Here is a 20277-nt window from a genome sequence, read left to right on the forward strand (position 1 = left end):
GTTGGCCCATTCGCTTGTGCCGGCGTCCTGACGCTACAGCGGCCTGAGCGCGGGCTCCTTGTGGACCGCCCCCAGAAGCCGGTCGAGCGCCATCTCCACGTCTTCCTTCCAGGAGAGCGTGGATCGCAGCTCCAGCCTCAGCCGAGGGTGTGCGGGATGCTGCCGGACCGTCTTGAAACCCACGGCGAGGAGATGCTCGGCCGGCAGCAGGCAGGCAGGCTCCTTCCAGCGGGCGTCACCGAAGGCCTCGATCGCCTTGAAGCCCCGGCGCAGCAGATCCTTGGCGACCGTCTGCACCAGCACCCGGCCCAGTCCCTGGCCCTGGTACCCCGGCAGGACGAAGCCGGTTATCAGCTGGACGGCGTCCGGCGAGAGCGGGCTGGTGGGAAAGGCCGCCGAGCGCGGGACATAGGCCGGCGGGGCGTAGAGCACATAGCCGACCGGTAGGTCGTCGACATAGACGATCCGGCCGCACGAGCCCCAGTCCAGCAGGACGGCCGAGATCCAGGACTCCTTCTCGAGCGCGGAGGTGCCCGCCTTCACCGCCGCTTCGCCGCTGACGGGATCCAGCTCCCAGAAGACGCACGAGCGACAGCGTGGGGGAAGGTCCTGAAGGTTGTCCAGCGTGAGCGGTACGAGCCGACGCCCCATGAAGGCTGATCCTCGCTTCCTTCGCCCGCCGCAGACCGAGCGGCTGACAGAGTGCTCCGTCCCCTGAGCAGACTGCCGACGAATCCGCCGACCGCTCCAAGGCCCAGGCCCGCGCTCACCAGTCCGGTGCGGCTCATCGTTCGCATGGCCCCGTCTCCCCACTCAGAGATGCAGATGCTGTCCGGTGGATGCGCCATACCCGTTCGCATCGTATCCACGATGCGATGCACTCGATACTGCATGCCAGCAAAGAGCGGGCCGTGTTCCGGTGCACACCGGACACGGCCCGCTCCTCACACGGTCGGGCGGGGTCACACGAGGATCAGTCCTCCTGCTCCTCCCCCTCACTGTCCTGCATCTCCTTGTGCAGGACCGGACCCTCTTCCGGGGCGAGGGTGCTCAGGATCCGCTGCAAGTCCTCCACGGAGGCGAACTCCACGGTGATCTTGCCCTTCTTCTGACCGAGGTCGACCTTCACCCGGGTCTCGAAGCGGTCCGACAGCCGGGTCGCCAGCTCGTTCAGCGCCGGAGAGAGCCGGGAGCCGGCCCGCGGCCCCTTGGGGCGCTGAGGCTTCTGCGGTCGCGAGCCCATGAGGGTCACGATCTCCTCGACGGCCCGCACGGACAGCCCCTCGGCGACAATGCGGTGGGCCAGCCGGTCCTGCTCCTCCGAGTCCGTCACGGACAGCAGAGCCCGGGCATGACCGGCGGACAGCACCCCGGCGGCGACCCTCTTCTGCACCGTCGGCGACAGCTTCAGCAGCCGCAGGGTGTTGGAGACCTGGGGGCGCGAGCGCCCGATCCGGTCGGCCAGCTGGTCGTGGGTGCAGTTGAAGTCCTTCAGGAGCTGGTCATAGGCGGCGGCCTCTTCCAGCGGGTTCAGCTGCGCGCGGTGCAGGTTCTCCAGCAGCGCGTCCAGAAGGAGCTTCTCGTCCTCGGTGGCCCGGACGATGGCCGGGATGGCCTCCAGGCCGGCCTCACGGCAGGCGCGCCAGCGGCGCTCACCCATGATGAGTTCATAGCGGGCCGGCCCCAGCTGCCGTACGACGACGGGCTGGAGAAGGCCGACCTCCTTGATGGAGGTCACCAGCTCGTGCAGCGCGTCCTCGTCGAAGACGTCGCGCGGCTGGCGCGGGTTCGGCGTGATCGCGTCGAGGGGGATCTCGGCGAAGTGCGCCCCTACCGGCGCCGCGGGCAGGTCCGTGGCCGGACTCGCCGGACGCGCCTCGGTTTCACGTGAAACAGGCGGCAGGGTGGCCACCTTTGCCGCGGCCACGCCACGGTCGGTCGTCAGCACCGGGACGGCGGCGGGGGAGGCGGATGCAGCCCCTCCCAGTGCGGCCGGGGCCGGGTTCTTCTCGGTCGGGGCAGCGGGGATCAGTGCGCCGAGCCCACGGCCCAGCCCCCTCCGTCGCTCACTCACTGGATCCCCTCCACCATGCTCGGGTCGTTCTGGGCGCCGATGTGGGCATGGCTCGCGTCATAGCTGATGCCGACACCCCTCAGCGCGATTTCTCGGGCCGCCTCAAGATACGAGAGGGCACCGCTCGATCCTGGATCGTAGGTCAGCACCGTCTGTCCATAGCTCGGTGCCTCGGAGATGCGGACCGAGCGGGGAATACTCGTCCGCAGCACCTCGTCCCCGAAGTGGGTGCGCACCTCTTCCGCGACCTGGGAGGCGAGACGCGTCCGGCCGTCGTACATGGTGAGCAGGATGGTCGACACATGCAGCCCGGGGTTGAGGTGGCCCCGCACCAGGTCGACATTGCGCAGCAGCTGTCCCAGCCCTTCGAGGGCGTAGTACTCGCACTGGATCGGGATGAGGACCTCCTGGCCCGCGACCAATGCGTTGACCGTCAGCAGACCGAGGGAGGGCGGACAGTCGATGAGGATGTAGTCCAGCGGCTGCTCATACGCCTGGATCGCACGGTGGAGCCGGCTTTCGCGGGCGACCAGCGAGACCAGCTCGATCTCCGCACCGGCGAGATCGATGGTGGCGGGGGCGCAGAAGAGGCCTTCGACGTCCGGGACGGGCTGGACGACCTCGGCAAGCGGCTTGCTCTCGACCAAGACGTCGTAGATGGAGGGCACTTCCGCGTGGTGGTCGATCCCGAGGGCCGTGGATGCGTTGCCCTGCGGGTCGAGGTCGATCACGAGGACGCGGCCCCCGTGCAGAGCCAGCGAAGCGGCAAGGTTGACGGTCGTCGTCGTCTTGCCCACGCCGCCCTTCTGGTTGGCGACCACGATGACACGGGTCTGCTCCGGTCGTGGCAGGCCTTCCCCGGCGCGACCGAGAGCCTCCACCGCCAGTTGGGCCGCACGACCGATCGGAGTGTCGTCCATCGGGGGCGGTGTTTCACGTGAAACATCCGCCCCCATCGACTCGGTACGGGGACCGGGGACCGGATCGGTCATCGGTCCCGCGATGTTGGCGTCGGACCGCAAGGATTCACTCTCCTCGACTTCAGGCTCGCAATGAACAGAGCCTCCCATGTCTTCGGGGTCGCGAACCAGTGAGGTCTGGCGTTCTGTGGAGAAATCCACCTCTGTGGACAACTCCGATGCCCCTCCGAGTGACCCGAGGGGCTTACGGTCGCGAGGTTCGGCCGCGGCGCGGCCACGACTGATGATGCCGTGCAGCAGTGAGCGACGTTTCACGTGAAACACGATGCACAGCGCCGTCGGCCGGACCTTCGCGACACTCCGACTTGAGCGGGTTTGGCAGCTTGTGTGGAGTACGTCTCAGCGACGGCGGCGGGCTCGGCCGGTCCGCGCCGCCTTCGCGCGCTTGGCGGCGAAGCGGACACCGCCGGGGCTCTCCCCGACCTCCACCCGCACCACCGTGGACAACGGGTCCACGACGCCCTCGCCCACATGCAGGATCGACGTCTCCACCGCACCCAGCTTGGTGAGCGCGGTGGCCGCGGCCTTCAGCTCCTCCTCGGCCGTGTCGCCCTTCAGGGCCAGCATCTCGCCGTACGGGCGCAGAAGCGGGATGCCCCAGGTGGCCAGGCGGTCCAGCGGGGCGACGGCCCGGGCGGTCACCACATGGACCGGGGGCAGCTTGCCCATGACCTCCTCGGCACGGCCGCGCACCACGGTGACATGGTCCAGGCCGAGCAGCTCGACGACCTCGGTCAGGAAGTTGGTGCGCCGCAGCAGCGGCTCCAGGAGGGTGATGTTGAGGTCCTCCCGGACCAGGGCGAGCGGGATGCCCGGGAGCCCCGCGCCGGAGCCGACGTCGCAGACCGTCACTCCCTCGGGAACGGCCTCGGAGAGCACCGCGCAGTTCAGCAGATGCCGCTCCCACAGACGGGGCACTTCCCGCGGGCCGATCAGTCCGCGCTGCACACCGGCCTCGGCGAGCAGCTCCGCATAGCGGACCGCATCGGCGAAGCGATCACCAAACACTTCCCGAGCCTGCTCGGGCGCGGGGGGAAGCTCCGCTGCCTCCGTCACGGGGACCGTCCTTCCGTACAGCACCGGCGCTTCGCGCGCCGGCCACCAGAACTACAGGCTGACAAAGTTCGGCCCCGTCTGCGCTACAGACGGGGCCGGTGAAACGTGGGGCCGATCAGGCGGGCAGCACGACGACGAACCGCTGCGGCTCCTCGCCCTCGGACTCGCTGCGCAGCCCGGCAGCCTTGACCGCGTCGTGCACGACCTTGCGCTCGAACGGGGTCATCGGCTTGAGCTTCACGGGCTCGCCGTTGGCCTTCACCTCGGCGGCGGCCTTGGCGCCCAGCTCGGACAGCTCGGACCGCTTCTTGGCCCGGAAGCCCGCGATGTCCAGCATCAGCCGGCTGCGGTCACCGGTCTCCCGGTGCACGGCCAGACGCGTCAGCTCTTGCAGCGCCTCCAGCACCTCGCCGTCGTGGCCGACGAGCTTCAGCAGGTCGCGGCTGCCGGCGTCGCTGATGATCGACACGGAGGCGCGGTCGCCCTCGACGTCCATGTCGATGTCGCCGTCGAGGTCGGCGATGTCGAGCAGACCCTCCAGGTAGTCCGCTGCGATGTCACCCTCCTGCTCCAGGCGGGTGAGGGCGTCTGCACCCTCGGCAGCGGCGGAGGTGGTGCCTTCCGTCACGGGATGGGCTCCTTCTTACTTCTTGGACGGGGACTTGGGCCGCTGCGGGCCACCCTTGCGCTGGCCGGACTGGGCCCGGCTGCGGGTGCCGGAACCGGTCTTCGGCGCCTGCTTGGCGGCGGCGGGCTTGGCGTCCTGCGGCTCGTCGGACTTCTCCAGCGAGGTGGTCTCGTCGGCCTGCTTGGCACCGCCGGACTGGCGCTGGGACTTGGACTGGCGCTTGGGCTGCTGACGCCGGGCGGCGGCGCTGCCGGCGGCCGTCTCGGTGATCACCGCGCCGTCCTCGGTCTGCGCCGCGGCCTGGGCCGCGCTCTTCACCACGCTGCCGTCGGGCTGAGCGGCGAGACCCGCCTTGTTCAGCGCGTTGATGAACTTGCGCTCGAACTCGTTGCGGTCCCGGCCCTTGCTGACGATCGCCTTGACGATGGTCTTCTCGCTGCGCCGGCGGATCTTGCCGTGCTGCGTGACGTGCTTGGTCAGACGCTCCAGGTAGGCGGCCTGAGCCTTGGAACCCGGGGTGGGGTTGTTGCGGATGACATACATCTGCTGGCCCATGGTCCACACGTTGGTGGTCAGCCAGTAGACGAGGACACCGACCGGGAAGTTGATGCCGAAGATGGCGAACATGACCGGGAAGACGTACATCAGCATCTTCTGCTGCTGCATGAACGGCGTCTTCACCGTGGTGTCGACGTTCTTCGTCATCAGCTGGCGCTGCGTGTAGAACTGCGACAGCGACATCAGGACGATCATGAGCGCGGTGACGACGCGGACGTCGGTCAGGGAGGCGCCCAGCGCGGCGACCTGCGCCTCGCTGTTCATGAACTTCGCGGCGAGCGGGGCGCCGAAGATGTGCGCGTGCCGGGCGCTGTTGAGCAGCGACTCGTTGATGGCGCCGATCTGCGTGCCCGTCGCGATGCCGTTGAGCACGTGGTACAGGGCGAAGAAGAACGGGGACTGCGCCAGGATGGGAAGGCACGAGGAGAGCGGGTTGGTACCCGTCTCCTTGTACAGCTTCATCATCTCTTCGGACTGGCGCTGCCGGTCGTTCTTGTAGCGCTCCTGGATCTTCTTCATCTCCGGCTGGAGCGTCTGCATCGCACGCGTGGCCTTGATCTGCTTCACGAAGAGCGGGATCAGGCAGATGCGGATCAGGATCACCAGGGACACGATGGACAGGCCCCAGGCCCACCCGGAGTCAGGTCCGAAGATCGCCCCGTACACCGCGTGGAACTGGACGATGACCCAGGAGACGGGCCAGGTGATGAAACTGAACAGGCTGGCAATCGTGTCCACTAATCATGCTCCTTGGGCATGGGACGAGGTCTCTGCGGCCGGGCTCGAGCCAAGCTCGGAAGAGTTGGAGGAGAGCTTCGCTTCGGTGGCCGGTTCGGCGGCGGAGGACCCGCCCCTGCGTGCGCGCCAGGCGTTGCGCAGCATTTCGTGCCACCGCGGTCGCTTGCGCGGCGGGACATGGTCCACACCGCCCAGCGACCACGGATTGCACCGGAGGATGCGCCAAGCGGTCAGTGCCGTTCCCTTGATCGCACCATGCCGGTCGATGGCCGTATATCCGTAGTGGGAGCACGACGGGTAGTACTTGCACACCGGCCCCAGCAGCGGACTGATCGTCCACTGGTACAGCTTGATCAGAGCCAGCAGCGGGTACTTCATCGCGCGCCCCCTCCCAGTAGCCGCTGAAGGGCGGCGTCCAGGTCTCGGGCCAGCTGTGCGTGGTCTGCGTCGCCCGCTCCGGGCAGCGCTCGTACGACTACCAGGCTACCGGGGGGAAACAGGGCGACTCGGTCACGCATCAGATGACGCAGTCTGCGCTTCACTGTGTTGCGCACGACCGCGCCACCCACGGCCTTGCTCACGACGAAACCCGCACGCGTCGGAGGAGCGCTCTCCCCAGGCGCGTGCGGGTCCGTGGCACCGCTACGAAGGTGGACGACGAGGGTCGGGCGACCTGCCCTGCGCCCTCGCCGTACCGCGGTCGCGAAGTCCTCGCGCCGCCTCAGCCGGTTCTCGGTGGGCAGCACGACGTCATGACCTGATCGGGATCAGGCGGACAGGCGGGCGCGACCCTTGCTACGGCGGGACGCGAGAATCGCGCGGCCGGCACGGGTGCGCATACGCAGCCGGAAGCCGTGGGTCTTCGCGCGACGACGGTTGTTCGGCTGGAAGGTGCGCTTGCTCACTCGGGGGCTCCAGAAAGGTTCAGTAGTGGCGGGGTGCCGTCCTGGCTGTCACCGTGCGCCCACGAGTAGCTCGCTTCACGCCCGAGTGCACCGCTTACCGATCACCTGACGTGACCTGTGCCCATCGGAGGCAGGCGGCAGCAGCCATCGACAACTCGACCTGGTTACGGTACGCGGGACTGCGCCATTCGGTCAAACCGAGGGTCACCGAGAGACACTATCCACAGGCTGGGGACAACAACTTGAACCGTACCCGCCGCGCTGACTACCGTGGCTGAACTCCCATTCGTTCTTTTGTCCCCCGCCCCGGCGGGTTTGCCCCACCGACCACCCGCTGTACCCCCCGACCCGTCCCGCGATCACACGTTCGTGGGACCTGTGAGAGAGCGTGCCCTGTGGCTGACGTACCTGCCGATCTTGCCGCAGTGTGGCCACGCGTACTGGAGCAGCTCCTCGGCGAGGGCCGCGGACAGGGTGTCGAGGCGAAGGACGAGCACTGGATCCGACGCTGCCAGCCCCTCGCGCTGGTCGCCGACACCGCGCTGCTCGCCGTACCGAACGAGTTCGCGAAGGGCGTACTGGAGGGACGTCTCGCGCCGATCGTCAGCGAGACCCTGAGCCGTGAGTGCGGCCGCCCCATCCGCATCGCGATCACCGTGGACGACACCGCGGGCGAGCCGCCGGCCCCCGCCGCGCCGCCCGCCCCGCAGCCGCCCAAGCCGCGCTACGAGGAGCCCGAGCTGCCCTCCGGGCCGGCGTACGAGGGCTACGGCCGGCACCGCGCCCCAGACCCGCTGCCGGGCACCGAGCCCCAGCCGCGCGGCGACCAGCCGCAGTCCGGCCGCGGGGACCACCAGATGCCCACGGTCCGGCCCGCCTACCCTTCGGAGTACCAGCGCCCCGAGCCCGGCGGCTGGCCGCGCCCCGGGCAGGACGACTACGGCTGGCAGCAGCCGCGGCTCGGCTTCCCCGAGCGCGACCCCTACGCCTCGCCGTCGTCCCAGGACGCCTACGGCCCGGGCCCGGACAGCTACGGCACGCACGACTACCGCTCGCAGGGCCGGGAGCGCCCGTCGTACGAGCAGCAGCGCGGCGAGTACGAGGGCCCGCGCGGCGACTACGAACCGCCCCGGCAGGACTACGACTCCGGGCGCGACGCCTACGACCCCTCCCGCGCCGAGTACGACCAGCGCGACCCCGTCCGCCGCGAGCTGCCCGAGCAGCCGGCGGGCGGCCCGGCGCACCGCGGCGGCCCCGGCCGCCCGGACCTGCCCCCGGCGGGTGCGCCCGGTGGTGCGCCGTCGGCGTCGTCCGCGGCCGCGAGCGGGCCCGGTGAGCCGACGGCACGGCTGAACCCCAAGTACCTGTTCGACACGTTCGTCATCGGCGCCTCCAACCGGTTCGCGCACGCGGCCGCGGTGGCGGTCGCCGAGGCGCCGGCCAAGGCGTACAACCCCCTGTTCATCTACGGGGAGTCCGGGCTCGGCAAGACCCATCTGCTGCACGCGATCGGGCACTACGCGCGCAGCCTCTACCCGGGCACCCGGGTGCGGTACGTCAGCTCGGAGGAGTTCACCAACGAGTTCATCAACTCCATCCGCGACGGCAAGGGCGACAGCTTCCGCAAGCGGTACCGGGAGATGGACATCCTGCTCGTCGACGACATCCAGTTCCTCGCGGACAAGGAGTCGACGCAGGAGGAGTTCTTCCACACCTTCAACACCCTGCACAACGCCAACAAGCAGATCGTGCTCTCCAGCGACCGGCCGCCCAAGCAGCTGGTCACGCTGGAGGACCGGCTGCGGAACCGTTTCGAGTGGGGCCTGATCACCGACGTCCAGCCGCCCGAGCTGGAGACGCGGATCGCGATCCTGCGCAAGAAGGCGGTGCAGGAGCAGCTCAACGCCCCGCCGGAGGTGCTGGAGTTCATCGCCTCCCGGATCTCGCGGAACATCCGCGAGCTGGAGGGCGCGCTGATCCGGGTGACGGCGTTCGCCTCGCTCAACCGGCAGCCGGTGGACCTGGGCCTGACCGAGATCGTGCTGAAGGATCTGATCCCGGGGGGCGAGGACTCGGCGCCCGAGATCACGGCCACGGCGATCATGGCGGCGACCGCGGACTACTTCGGGCTGACCGTGGAGGACCTGTGCGGCACCTCGCGCGGGCGGGCGCTGGTCACCGCGCGGCAGATCGCCATGTACCTGTGCCGTGAGCTGACGGATCTGTCGCTGCCGAAGATCGGGGCGCAGTTCGGCGGGCGGGACCATACGACCGTCATGCACGCGGACCGCAAGATCCGGGCGTTGATGGCCGAGCGGCGGTCGATCTACAACCAGGTGACCGAGCTGACCAACCGCATCAAGAACGGCTGAGGCCGGCGGCGAGGCCTGGCTGAGGGCGCCTTCGGGGATCTGCTCCCCGAAGGCGCCCTTTGCGTTCCCGGGGGCGTCTCGGCGTGGTGCCCGGCGCTGTGGCTGGGCGGGGGCCGGTGGAAGCGCTGCTCGCTGAGAGGTGCCGCTGCGCCCACCCGTGCCGCCCCAGCGGCACGACTGCCCGCAGCTGGGGCGACCTGGCGGCTGCTGGGTGTTCGATTTTGGGGTGGGTTACGGCTGCTCTCCACAGATGTACGGACTTTTTTGTGTCCACACGCTGGGGACTGCGAAGTTGTCCCGAACGGTGTCCACAGGGAGCCTGTAAGCGTGGCGTTCGCCCAGCTCAAGGGCCTGTGGAATCGTGGACGAAGACTCTCCACAGGGTGTGGAAAAACTGGAGATCCACAGGCTGTGCATGAGGTTTTCCACCGGTACCCCACAGGTTGGAGCCGGTTGTCCCCAGCGATCACCGGCTTCTCCACATGACTGTCCACTGTTCGGCAAGGCGACGCCCCCTCTCACCGCGTCGAGTGAAAGGCGTCACACGAAGGTGCCGGATTGGGGTGTGGGAAACGTGGGTAAACCTGGGGATGCAGCTGGGGAGAACTGCCCTCTCCCTGTGGGCGGTGTGTGCAGAACTTTCTGTTCTCCACAGAAGAGCCCAGTTGTCCACTGCCTCCACCCACAGGACCGGTGGACAAAATTCCTGCGCTGAGCTGGGCAAACGTGGTTATCCACGGTATCCACAGCCCCTACTACTACTCCCGACTAGAGAGAGCTCGGCAATCGTTTTGAAGCGGGGGCTGTGCACAACTCGCGGTCTCGCGTCCGGCCGCCTCCCGGACCGACTTGACCCCGACGGGCACCTACTGTCAGTGGGGTGCGTCAGACTGGTCCCCGGTGTCCTTCCCTTCGCAGGGAGCGGTGACACCGAGTCGGAGGACTCGAGAGCAACAGCAGCAGGAGGCGGCTTACGGTGAAGATCCGGGTGGAACGCGACGTACTCGCGGAGGCAGTGGCCTGGGCGGCACGCAGCCTCCCGGCCCGTCCGCCGGCGCCTGTCCTCGCCGGCCTGCTGCTCAAGGCCGAGGACGGCAAGCTGAGCCTGTCGAGCTTCGACTACGAGGTCTCCGCGCGGGTGAACGTCGAGGCCGAGGTCGAGGAGGAGGGCACGGTCCTCGTCTCCGGCCGGCTGCTCGCCGACATCTCCCGTGCCCTGCCCAACCGGCCGGTGGAGATTTCCACAGACGGTGTACGGGCGACGGTGGTCTGTGGATCCTCCCGCTTCACCCTGCACACGCTGCCCGTGGAGGAGTACCCGGCGCTGCCGCAGATGCCGAACGCGACCGGCACCGTGCCGGGCGAGGTGTTCGCCGCCGCCGTCTCCCAGGTGGCCATCGCCGCCGGCCGTGACGACACGCTGCCCGTGCTCACCGGTGTGCGCATCGAGATCGAGGGCGACACGGTCACCCTGGCCTCCACCGACCGCTACCGCTTCGCGGTCCGGGAGTTCCTGTGGAAGCCGGAGAACCCGGACGCCTCCGCGGTCGCCCTGGTGCCCGCCAAGACGCTGCTGGACACCGCCAAGTCGCTGGGCGCGGGTGACAGCGTCACGCTGGCGCTGTCGGGCTCGGGCGCGGGCGAGGGCCTGATCGGTTTCGAGGGCGCCGGGCGGCGTACGACCACGCGGCTGCTCGAGGGCGATCTGCCGAAGTACCGGACGCTGTTCCCGACCGAGTTCAACTCCGTGGCCGTGATCGAGACCGCGCCGTTCGTCGAGGCCGTCAAGCGTGTGGCGCTGGTGGCCGAGCGGAACACCCCGGTGCGGCTGAGCTTCGAGCAGGGCGTGCTGATCCTGGAGGCGGGCTCCAGCGACGACGCACAGGCTGTGGAAAGGGTGGACGCGCAGCTGGAGGGCGATGACATCTCCATCGCCTTCAACCCGACCTTCCTGCTGGACGGTCTGAGCGCGATCGACTCCCCGGTGGCCCAGCTTTCGTTCACGACGTCCACCAAGCCGGCGCTGCTGAGCGGCAAGCCCGCCGTGGACGCCGAGGCGGACGAGGCGTACAAGTACCTGATCATGCCGGTGCGGCTCAGCGGCTGAGCCGGTCGCGGTTGTCCGCGCGGTTGTCCACAGCGCCGGGTGCCCCTGTGGGTGCCCGGCGCTGCGGGTCGGCGGGGACGGGCGGCCGCCGTGTGTGTTCTCCCAGGTGAGCGTGTATGCCCACAACTGTGCAGGAGTGGGCGGGTTTAGGCTCGGCTCGGCACGTGGGTGCCTCTCACGCCACACAGCGACCTTAAGGAACACCACTGATGGAGCTCGGTCTCGTCGGACTCGGGAAGATGGGCGGCAACATGCGCGAGCGGATCCGCCGCGCGGGCCACACCGTCATCGGTTACGACCGCAACCCCGACCTCGCGGATGTCCACAGCCTGGAAGAGCTTGTGGGCAAGCTCAGCGGTCCGCGGGTGGTCTGGGTGATGGTCCCGGCCGGCGAGGCCACCCAGTCGACCATCGACCGGCTCGCCGAGCTGCTGGAGCCCGGTGACGTGGTCGTGGACGGCGGGAACTCCCGCTGGACCGACGACGAGAAGCACGCCGAGGAGCTGGCCGCCAAGGGCATAGGTTTCGTCGACTGCGGTGTCTCCGGCGGCGTCTGGGGCCTGGAGAACGGGTACGCGCTGATGTACGGCGGCGACGCCGAGAACGTCGCCAAGGTGCAGCCGGTCTTCGACGCGCTGAAGCCGGAGGGCGACTTCGGTGCCGTGCACGCCGGCAAGGTCGGCGCGGGCCACTTCGCGAAGATGGTCCACAACGGCATCGAGTACGCGATGATGCAGGCCTACGCCGAGGGCTGGGAGCTGCTGGAGAAGGTCGACTCCGTCACGGACGTCCGCGAGGTGTTCCGGTCCTGGCAGGAGGGCACCGTCATCCGGTCCTGGCTGCTCGACCTGGCCGTCAACGCGCTGGACGAGGACGAGCACCTGGACGGGCTGCGCGGTTACGCACAGGACTCCGGTGAGGGACGCTGGACGGTGGAGGCCGCGATCGACAACGCGGTGCCGCTGCCGGCGATCACCGCGTCGCTGTTCGCCCGGTTCGCCTCGCGGCAGGAGGACTCGCCGCAGATGAAGATGATCGCCGCGCTGCGCAACCAGTTCGGTGGTCACGCAGTGGAGAAGAAGTAAGGCCCACCGGCGGGCCGTACAGCCGTAGAGAAGCAGGGAGGTCGGCGGACGACCATGCACGTCACGCATCTTTCGCTGGCCGACTTCCGCTCGTACGCCCGGGCCGAGGTCCCGCTCGACCCGGGCGTCACCGCCTTCGTCGGCCCCAACGGGCAGGGGAAGACCAATCTGGTCGAGGCCGTCGGCTATCTGGCGACCCTGGGCAGCCACCGGGTCTCCTCCGACGCGCCCCTGGTCCGCATGGGCGCCGAGCGGGCGGTGATCCGGGCGCAGGTCCGGCAGGGTGAGCGGCAGCAGCTGGTCGAGCTGGAGCTGAACCCGGGCCGGGCCAACCGTGCCCGGATCAACCGGTCCTCGCAGGTCAGGCCCCGGGATGTGCTGGGGATCGTACGGACCGTGCTGTTCGCGCCCGAGGATCTCGCGCTGGTGAAGGGCGATCCCGGGGAGCGGCGGCGGTTCCTCGACGAGCTGATCACCGCGCGGTCGCCGCGGATGGCGGGGGTGCGGTCCGACTACGAGCGGGTGCTCAAGCAGCGGAACACCCTGCTGAAGACCGCCGCGCTGGCCCGTCGGCACGGCGGGCGGTCGATGGACCTGTCCACGCTGGACGTGTGGGACCAGCATCTGGCGCGGGCGGGTGCCGAGCTGCTGGCCCAGCGGCTCGATCTGATCGCCGCGCTCCAGCCGCTGGCGGACAAGGCGTACGAGCAGCTGGCGCCGGGCGGTGGTCCGGTGGCGCTGGAGTACAAGCCGTCCGCGCCGGGGGAGGCGCACACCCGCGAGGAGCTGTACGCGCAGCTGATGGCGGCCCTGGCGGAGGCGCGCAGGCAGGAGATCGAGCGGGGGGTCACGCTGGTCGGGCCGCACCGGGACGAGCTGCTGCTCAAGCTGGGGCAGCTGCCGGCCAAGGGGTACGCCTCGCACGGCGAGTCCTGGTCGTACGCGCTGGCGCTGCGGCTGGCCTCGTACGACCTGCTGCGCGCCGAGGGCAACGAGCCGGTGCTGATCCTGGACGACGTCTTCGCCGAGCTGGACGCCCGCCGCCGGGAGCGGCTGGCGGAGCTGGTCGCGCCCGGTGAGCAGGTGCTGGTCACCGCGGCCGTGGACGACGACGTACCGCATGTGCTGGCCGGGGCGCGGTTCGCCGTGTCCGGCGGGAGCGTGGAGCGCGTATGAGCACCGACGACGGCAAGGGGAAGAAGGCCGAGCCCTCCGGTGTCGACCTCGCGCGCGTGGCGTTGCGCGCGGCGAAGGAGCAGGCACGCGCGCGTGGGGACGCGGTGCGGCAGAAGAAGCAGGCCCGGCGGGGCGGCGGGCTGCGCTCCGGGGCGCGCGCCGACGGCCGTGATCCGATGGCGCTCGGCGCGGCGATCAACCGGCTGATCAGCGAGCGCGGCTGGGAGACGCCCGCGGCGGTGGGCGGGGTGATGGGCCGCTGGCCGCAGATCGTCGGCGAGGACCTGGCCAAGCACTGTGTGCCGCAGCGGTACGACGAGGACGAGCGCGTGCTGACGGTGCAGTGCGACTCGACGGTGTGGGCGACGCAGCTGCGGCTGCTGGCGCCGGAGCTGGTCCGCCGGCTCAACGAGGATCTCGGGCACGGCACGGTCCGGTTGCTCAAGGTGCAGGGTCCGGGTGGTCCGGCCCGCCGGTACGGGCCTTTGCGGGCTCCGGGAAGCGGCGGTTCCGGCGACACCTATGGGTGACGTACCTCACGTCGATCGTGCCGATGTGGGGCGTTGTCGTACGTCCGTACACGGGTGCGACCGGTGAGCTGACCCCCCAGTAGCCAAGGGATGACGGCCCGAAGCGCTGAGCGCCGCTGTGAGCCCCTTGGAGCCCCCTTCCGCATATCGGGACCCGGTCGAGGCCGGTTCAGGGCGGCACATGGGGACTCAGGTACCGGCAAACCCCCATCGATGTCAGTGCTACCGGTAGACTGGAAGACAATCCCGCCCCAACGTGGGGACCGCCCGGGAAAAGCTGAGCAACGCTGATCAAGGCTTACCAACGCAACATGCCGCAGCCGCTCCGGCAACCCGCCGAGAAGCCCGGCTCGTGCTGTGCCAGAAAGGGCGCTTCGTGGCCGATTCCGGCAACCCCAACGAGAACATCCCGTCCACCGACGCCGGCGTCGCCGCCGAGGCCGGCACCTCCGCCTCGTACGACGCCAGCGCCATCACCGTGCTCGAAGGGCTGGACGCGGTCCGCAAGCGGCCCGGCATGTACATCGGCTCCACGGGCGAGCGCGGTCTGCACCACCTCGTGTACGAGGTCGTCGACAACTCGGTCGACGAGGCGCTGGCCGGGTACGCGGACACGATCGACGTGACGATCCTCGCCGACGGCGGGGTGCGTGTCACCGACAACGGCCGTGGCATCCCCGTCGGCATCGTGGCCTCCGAGGGCAAGCCGGCCGTCGAGGTCGTGCTGACCGTGCTGCACGCGGGCGGCAAGTTCGGCGGCGGCGGCTACGCGGTCTCCGGTGGTCTGCACGGCGTCGGCGTCTCCGTCGTCAACGCGCTGTCGACCAAGGTCTCCGTCGAGATCAAGACCGACGGCCACCGCTGGACGCAGGACTACAAGCTGGGCGTCCCGACGGCTCCCCTGGCCCAGCACGAGGCCACGGACGAGACCGGCACCTCGGTCACCTTCTGGGCCGACCCGGACATCTTCGAGACCACCGAGTACTCCTTCGAGACGCTGTCGCGGCGTTTCCAGGAGATGGCGTTTCTCAACAAGGGTTTGACGATCAAACTCACCGACGAGCGCGAGTCGGCGAAGGCCACCAGCGGTGCGGACGAGGCGGGCGCGGACGAGACCGCCGAGGTCAAGACGGTCACGTACCACTACGAGGGCGGCATCGTCGACTTCGTGAAGTACCTCAACTCCCGCAAGGGCGAGGTGGTGCACCCCACCGTCATCGACCTGGAGGCCGAGGACAAGGACAAGAGCCTGTCCCTCGAGGTCGCGATGCAGTGGAACAGCGGCTACAGCGAGGGCGTGTACTCCTTCGCGAACATCATCCACACCCATGAGGGCGGTACCCACGAAGAGGGCTTCCGGGCCGCGCTCACGTCGCTGATCAACAAGTACGCGCGCGACAAGAAGCTGCTGCGGGAGAAGGACGACAACCTCACGGGTGACGACATCCGCGAGGGTCTGACGGCGATCATCTCGGTGAAGCTGAGCGAGCCGCAGTTCGAGGGCCAGACGAAGACCAAGCTGGGCAACACGGAGGCCAAGACCTTCGTGCAGAAGGCGGTCTACGAGCACCTCAACGACTGGCTGGACCGCAACCCGAACGAGGCCGCGGACATCATCCGCAAGGGCATCCAGGCGGCCACCGCGCGCGTGGCGGCCCGCAAGGCGCGCGACCTGACGCGTCGCAAGGGTCTGCTGGAGTCGGCCTCGCTGCCGGGCAAGCTGTCCGACTGCCAGTCGAACGACCCCACCAAGTGCGAGATCTTCATCGTCGAGGGTGACTCCGCCGGCGGCTCGGCCAAGTCCGGCCGCAACCCGCAGTACCAGGCGATCCTCCCGATCCGCGGCAAGATCCTCAACGTCGAGAAGGCCAGGATCGACAAGATCCTCCAGAACCAGGAGATCCAGGCGCTGATCTCCGCCTTCGGCACGGGTGTGCACGAGGACTTCGACATCGAGAAGCTCCGCTATCACAAGATCATCCTGATGGCGGACGCCGACGTCGACGGCCAGCACATCAGCACCCTGCTGCTGACCTTCCTGTTCCGCTTCATGCGGCCGCTGGTCGAGGCCGGGCACGTGTACCTCTCCCGTCCCCCGCTGTACAAGATCAAGTGGGGCCGGGACGACATCGAGTACGCGTACTCGGACCGCGAGCGCGACGCGCTGATCGAGATGGGCCGCCAGCGCGGCAAGCGGGTGCGCGAGGACTCGATCCAGCGCTTCAAGGGTCTCGGCGAGATGAACGCCGAGGAGCTGCGGGTGACCACGATGGACCAGGAGCACCGGGTCCTCGGCCAGGTCACCCTGGACGACGCCGCCCAGGCCGACGACCTGTTCTCGGTCCTGATGGGCGAGGACGTCGAGGCCCGCCGCCAGTTCATCCAGCGCAACGCCAAGGACGTCCGCTTCCTCGACATCTGAGTCGGTCTCAGCTGACCGCACCAGGAAGGATCTTCACCAGCAATGGCCGACGAGAACACTCCAGAGACCCCCGGGACCGAGGGCGGCGAGGCCGTCCTGCGTGTCGAGCCGGTCGGGCTCGAGACGGAGATGCAGCGTTCGTACCTGGACTACGCGATGTCCGTCATCGTGTCCCGTGCGCTGCCGGACGTCCGGGACGGTCTCAAGCCCGTCCACCGCCGCGTGCTGTACGCGATGTACGACGGCGGCTACCGCCCCGAGCGCGGCTTCTACAAGTGCGCCCGTGTCGTCGGCGACGTCATGGGCAACTACCACCCGCACGGCGACTCCTCCATCTACGACGCCCTGGTCCGGCTGGCCCAGCCGTGGGCGATGCGGATGCCGCTGGTGGACTCCAACGGCAACTTCGGCTCGCCGGGCAACGACCCGGCGGCGGCCATGCGCTACACCGAGTGCAAGATGGCGCCGCTGTCGATGGAGATGGTCCGGGACATCGACGAGGAGACCGTCGACTTCACGGACAACTACGACGGCCGCTCCCAGGAGCCGACCGTCCTGCCGGCCCGCTTCCCGAACCTGCTGATCAACGGCTCCGCCGGCATCGCGGTCGGTATGGCGACCAACATCCCGCCGCACAACCTGCGCGAGGTCGCGGCCGGCGCCCAGTGGTACCTGGAGAACCCGGACGTCAGCCACGAGGAGCTGCTGGACGCGCTGATCGAGCGCATCAAGGGCCCGGACTTCCCGACCGGCGCGCTGGTCGTGGGCCGCAAGGGCATCGAGGAGGCGTACCGCACCGGGCGCGGCTCCATCACGATGCGCGCGGTGGTCGAGGTCGAGGAGATCCAGGGCCGGCAGTGCCTGGTGGTCACCGAGCTGCCGTACCAGGTGAACCCGGACAACCTGGCGCAGAAGATCGCCGACCTGGTGAAGGACGGCAAGATCGGCGGCATCGCCGACGTCCGCGACGAGACGTCCTCGCGCACCGGTCAGCGCCTGGTCATCGTGCTCAAGCGGGACGCGGTCGCCAAGGTCGTCCTGAACAACCTGTACAAGCACACCGACCTCCAGACGAACTTCGGCGCGAACATGCTCGCGCTGGTCGACGGCGTGCCGCGCACCCTCTCCCTGGACGCGTTCATCCGGCACTGGGTGACGCACCAGATCGAGGTCATCGTCCGCCGTACCCGCTTCCGGCTGCGCAAGGCCGAGGAGCGCGCGCACATCCTGCGCGGCCTGCTCAAGGCCCTGGACGCCATCGACGAGGTCATCGCGCTGATCCGGCGCAGCGAGACCGTCGACATCGCGCGCACCGGCCTGATGGGCCTCCTGGAGATCGACGAGATCCAGGCCAACGCGATCCTCGAGATGCAGCTGCGGCGCCTGGCGGCCCTGGAGCGGCAGAAGATCGTCCAGGAGCACGACGAACTCCAGGCGAAGATCAACGAGTACAACCAGATCCTCGCCTCGCCGGTGCGTCAGCGCGGGATCGTCAGCGAGGAGCTGGCGGCGATCGTCGAGAAGTACGGCGACGACCGCAAGACCAAGCTGATCCCGTACGAGGGCGACATGTCCATCGAGGACCTGATCGCCGAGGAGGACATCGTCGTCACCGTCACGCGCGGCGGCTATGTCAAGCGGACCAAGACGGACGACTACCGGGCGCAGAAGCGCGGCGGCAAGGGCGTGCGGGGTACGAAGCTGAAGGAAGACGACATCGTCGACCACTTCTTCGTCTCCACCACGCATCACTGGCTGCTGTTCTTCACCAACAAGGGCCGGGTGTACCGGGCGAAGGCGTACGAGCTGCCCGAGGCCGGCCGGGACGCGCGTGGCCAGCACGTGGCGAACCTGCTCGCCTTCCAGCCGGACGAGGCGATCGCCGAGATCCTCGCGATCCGGGACTACGAGGCGGCGCCGTACCTGGTGCTGGCCACCAAGTCCGGCTTGGTCAAGAAGACGCCTCTGAAGGATTACGATTCGCCCCGCTCCGGCGGTGTGATCGCGATCAACCTGCGCGAGCGGGAGGACGGCGGCGACGACGAGCTGATCGGTGCGGAGCTGGTCTCGGCGGACGACGATCTGCTGCTGATCAGCAAGAAGGCACAGTCGATCCGGTTCACCGCCTCGGACGACTCCCTGCGCCCGATGGGCCGCGCCACCTCCGGCGTCAAGGGGATGAGTTTCCGGGAGGGCGACGAGCTTCTCTCGATGAATGTCGTTCGACCCGGTACGTTCGTGTTCACTGCCACGGACGGTGGGTACGCGAAGCGGACCGCCGTCGACGAGTACCGCGTCCAGGGTCGCGGTGGCCTCGGCATCAAGGCCGCCAAGATCGTGGAGGACCGTGGTTCGCTGGTCGGCGCGCTGGTGGTCGAGGAGACCGACGAGATCCTCGCCATCACCCTGTCCGGCGGTGTGATTCGTACGCGAGTCAACGAGATCAGGGAGACGGGCCGTGACACCATGGGCGTCCAACTGATCAACCTGGGCAAGCGCGATGCCGTGGTCGGTATCGCACGTAACGCCGAGGCGGGGCGTGAGGCGGAGGAGGTCGACGGCGAGGAGGCCGTCGGCGAGGCCGCCGAGGACGCCGTGACCATCGGCACGGACGAGGGTGAGGCGCCCTCGGCCGAGTAGGCACGAGGAGTGAGTCATCGTGAGCGGAGCCACGGGCGCCGGATCGGCCGGTACCTCCAGGGGTACGGAAACGGACGGCGGCGGCCGTGGCTCCGCCGCGTCTGCCGCCTCCACCGGGGGTGTTCAGGGTGCGTCGGGCGCGTCCCAGGGCGCTGCTCTCGCGACCGACCCGCAGACGACCAACCTCAAGCCGGTGAAGGTGTCCGCGCAGGACTCCGCCGGTCCATCCGCTTCCCAGGGGGGAACAGTGACGGACACCCGAGGCCCGGCCGCGTCCGGCGAGGCGCGTCCGGCGTCGCCGCTGCCCGGTGAGCGGCGCCCGCAGCAGCCCGACGGGCCGTACCACCCGCCGCAGGCGTATGTGGCGCAGCAGTCCACCGGCGGGGTGCGCGTGCCGCGTACCGGCGTGCGCACGGCTCCGCGGACCCGCAAGGCGCGGCTGCGGGTGGCCAAGGCCGACCCGTGGTCGGTGATGAAGGTCAGCTTCCTGCTCTCCATCGCGCTGGGCATCTGTACGGTCGTCGCCGCGGCGGTGCTGTGGATGGTGATGGACGCGATGGGTGTGTTCTCCACGGTGGGCGGCACCATCTCGGAGGCGACGGGCTCGAACGAGGCGAACGGCTTCGACCTCCAGTCCTTCCTGTCGCTCCCCCATGTGCTGACGTTCACGTCGATCATCGCGGTCATCGACGTCGTCCTGGCGACGGCGCTGGCGACGCTCGGCGCGTTCATCTACAACCTCTCCGCGGGCTTCGTGGGCGGCGTCGAGCTGACCCTCGCGGAGGACGAGTGACGCCTGCGGGCCCCTGACCTGACGGTCCCCCGACAACCGATTTTGGGACTGGCGTGGTCGTGCGCTAATCTTCAGGAGTCAGCGCGCGGGACACACACCGCACAGCGCGGCGGGGCTATAGCTCAGTTGGTTAGAGCGCATCCCTGATAAGGATGAGGCCACAGGTTCAAATCCTGTTAGCCCCACCAGCGAGAAGACCCCCGGTCCCTTGGG

General features: G+C 69.0%; 17 protein-coding genes and 1 tRNA gene. 9 read left to right on the forward strand and 9 right to left on the reverse strand.

The window, feature by feature from the left end:
* Positions 1–33 precede the first annotated feature (33 nt).
* The 9 genes from ACFVIU_RS09000 to rpmH form a co-directional block, all read right to left on the reverse strand.
* Positions 34–651: a GNAT family N-acetyltransferase gene (locus tag ACFVIU_RS09000; protein WP_385841549.1), complete on the reverse strand. Its 618-nt coding sequence runs from the start codon at positions 649–651 to the stop codon at positions 34–36.
* A gap of 322 nt (positions 652–973) precedes the next feature.
* Complete coding sequence (locus ACFVIU_RS09005) at positions 974–2074, reverse strand: ParB/RepB/Spo0J family partition protein (RefSeq protein WP_385841551.1); 1101 nt, start codon at positions 2072–2074, stop codon at positions 974–976.
* Entirely contained in the window at positions 2071–3144 is a 1074-nt protein-coding gene (locus ACFVIU_RS09010; RefSeq protein WP_385841805.1) for a ParA family protein, read from the reverse strand. The genes ACFVIU_RS09005 and ACFVIU_RS09010 overlap by 4 nt, the downstream gene beginning before the upstream one ends.
* A gap of 249 nt (positions 3145–3393) precedes the next feature.
* Positions 3394–4110: a 16S rRNA (guanine(527)-N(7))-methyltransferase RsmG gene (gene rsmG / locus ACFVIU_RS09015; RefSeq protein ID WP_385841552.1), complete on the reverse strand. Its 717-nt coding sequence runs from the start codon at positions 4108–4110 to the stop codon at positions 3394–3396.
* Between the two features lie 115 nt (positions 4111–4225).
* Positions 4226–4738, reverse strand: coding sequence for a protein jag (locus tag ACFVIU_RS09020; RefSeq protein WP_385841553.1), 513 nt, complete (start codon positions 4736–4738; stop codon positions 4226–4228).
* Between the two features lie 15 nt (positions 4739–4753).
* Positions 4754–6034 carry a membrane protein insertase YidC gene (gene yidC / locus ACFVIU_RS09025; protein WP_385841555.1) on the reverse strand — a complete coding sequence of 427 codons (1281 nt, stop codon included), beginning with the start codon at positions 6032–6034 and terminating at the stop codon, positions 4754–4756.
* 3 nt (positions 6035–6037) lie between these two features.
* On the reverse strand, positions 6038–6412 hold the full coding sequence (yidD, locus tag ACFVIU_RS09030; protein ID WP_385841556.1) for a membrane protein insertion efficiency factor YidD: 375 nt from the start codon (positions 6410–6412) through the stop codon (positions 6038–6040).
* A complete protein-coding gene (gene rnpA, locus ACFVIU_RS09035; protein ID WP_078611778.1) occupies positions 6409–6780 on the reverse strand; it encodes a ribonuclease P protein component in 372 nt (123 codons plus the stop codon). The genes yidD and rnpA overlap by 4 nt, the downstream gene beginning before the upstream one ends.
* Positions 6781–6801: 21 nt before the next feature.
* Positions 6802–6939 (reverse strand): 50S ribosomal protein L34, encoded by a 138-nt coding sequence (gene rpmH / locus ACFVIU_RS09040; RefSeq protein WP_003956500.1) that lies wholly within the window; start codon positions 6937–6939, stop codon positions 6802–6804.
* A 395-nt stretch (positions 6940–7334) separates the two neighbouring features.
* Between rpmH and dnaA the strand changes: the two genes are divergently transcribed.
* The 9 genes from dnaA to ACFVIU_RS09085 all read left to right on the forward strand — a co-directional run bounded on the left by dnaA (position 7335) and on the right by ACFVIU_RS09085 (position 20252).
* On the forward strand, positions 7335–9311 hold the full coding sequence (gene dnaA / locus ACFVIU_RS09045) for a chromosomal replication initiator protein DnaA (protein WP_385841557.1): 1977 nt from the start codon (positions 7335–7337) through the stop codon (positions 9309–9311).
* 976 nt (positions 9312–10287) lie between these two features.
* A complete protein-coding gene (gene dnaN, locus ACFVIU_RS09050) occupies positions 10288–11418 on the forward strand; it encodes a DNA polymerase III subunit beta (protein ID WP_385841558.1) in 1131 nt (376 codons plus the stop codon).
* Between the two features lie 209 nt (positions 11419–11627).
* Positions 11628–12503 carry a phosphogluconate dehydrogenase (NAD(+)-dependent, decarboxylating) gene (gnd, locus tag ACFVIU_RS09055; protein WP_385841559.1) on the forward strand — a complete coding sequence of 292 codons (876 nt, stop codon included), beginning with the start codon at positions 11628–11630 and terminating at the stop codon, positions 12501–12503.
* Positions 12504–12557: 54 nt separating this feature from the next.
* A complete protein-coding gene (gene recF, locus ACFVIU_RS09060) occupies positions 12558–13679 on the forward strand; it encodes a DNA replication/repair protein RecF (protein ID WP_385841560.1) in 1122 nt (373 codons plus the stop codon).
* The gene (locus ACFVIU_RS09065) at positions 13676–14209 is read left to right on the forward strand and encodes a DUF721 domain-containing protein (protein ID WP_385841561.1); all 534 of its coding nucleotides are present in this window, start codon (positions 13676–13678) and stop codon (positions 14207–14209) included. Before recF ends, ACFVIU_RS09065 begins: the two co-directional genes overlap by 4 nt.
* 352 nt (positions 14210–14561) lie before the next feature.
* Positions 14562–16631: a DNA topoisomerase (ATP-hydrolyzing) subunit B gene (gene gyrB / locus ACFVIU_RS09070; protein ID WP_385841562.1), complete on the forward strand. Its 2070-nt coding sequence runs from the start codon at positions 14562–14564 to the stop codon at positions 16629–16631.
* A gap of 42 nt (positions 16632–16673) precedes the next feature.
* The gene (gyrA, locus tag ACFVIU_RS09075; RefSeq protein WP_385841563.1) at positions 16674–19271 is read left to right on the forward strand and encodes a DNA gyrase subunit A; all 2598 of its coding nucleotides are present in this window, start codon (positions 16674–16676) and stop codon (positions 19269–19271) included.
* A gap of 19 nt (positions 19272–19290) precedes the next feature.
* On the forward strand, positions 19291–20064 hold the full coding sequence (locus ACFVIU_RS09080; RefSeq protein ID WP_385841565.1) for a DUF3566 domain-containing protein: 774 nt from the start codon (positions 19291–19293) through the stop codon (positions 20062–20064).
* Positions 20065–20175: 111 nt separating this feature from the next.
* A tRNA-Ile gene (locus ACFVIU_RS09085) sits at positions 20176–20252 on the forward strand.
* Positions 20253–20277 lie beyond the last annotated feature (25 nt).

It is taken from the genome of Streptomyces sp. NPDC127190, from assembly GCF_042672505.1.
Taxonomy (GTDB): domain Bacteria; phylum Actinomycetota; class Actinomycetes; order Streptomycetales; family Streptomycetaceae; genus Streptomyces.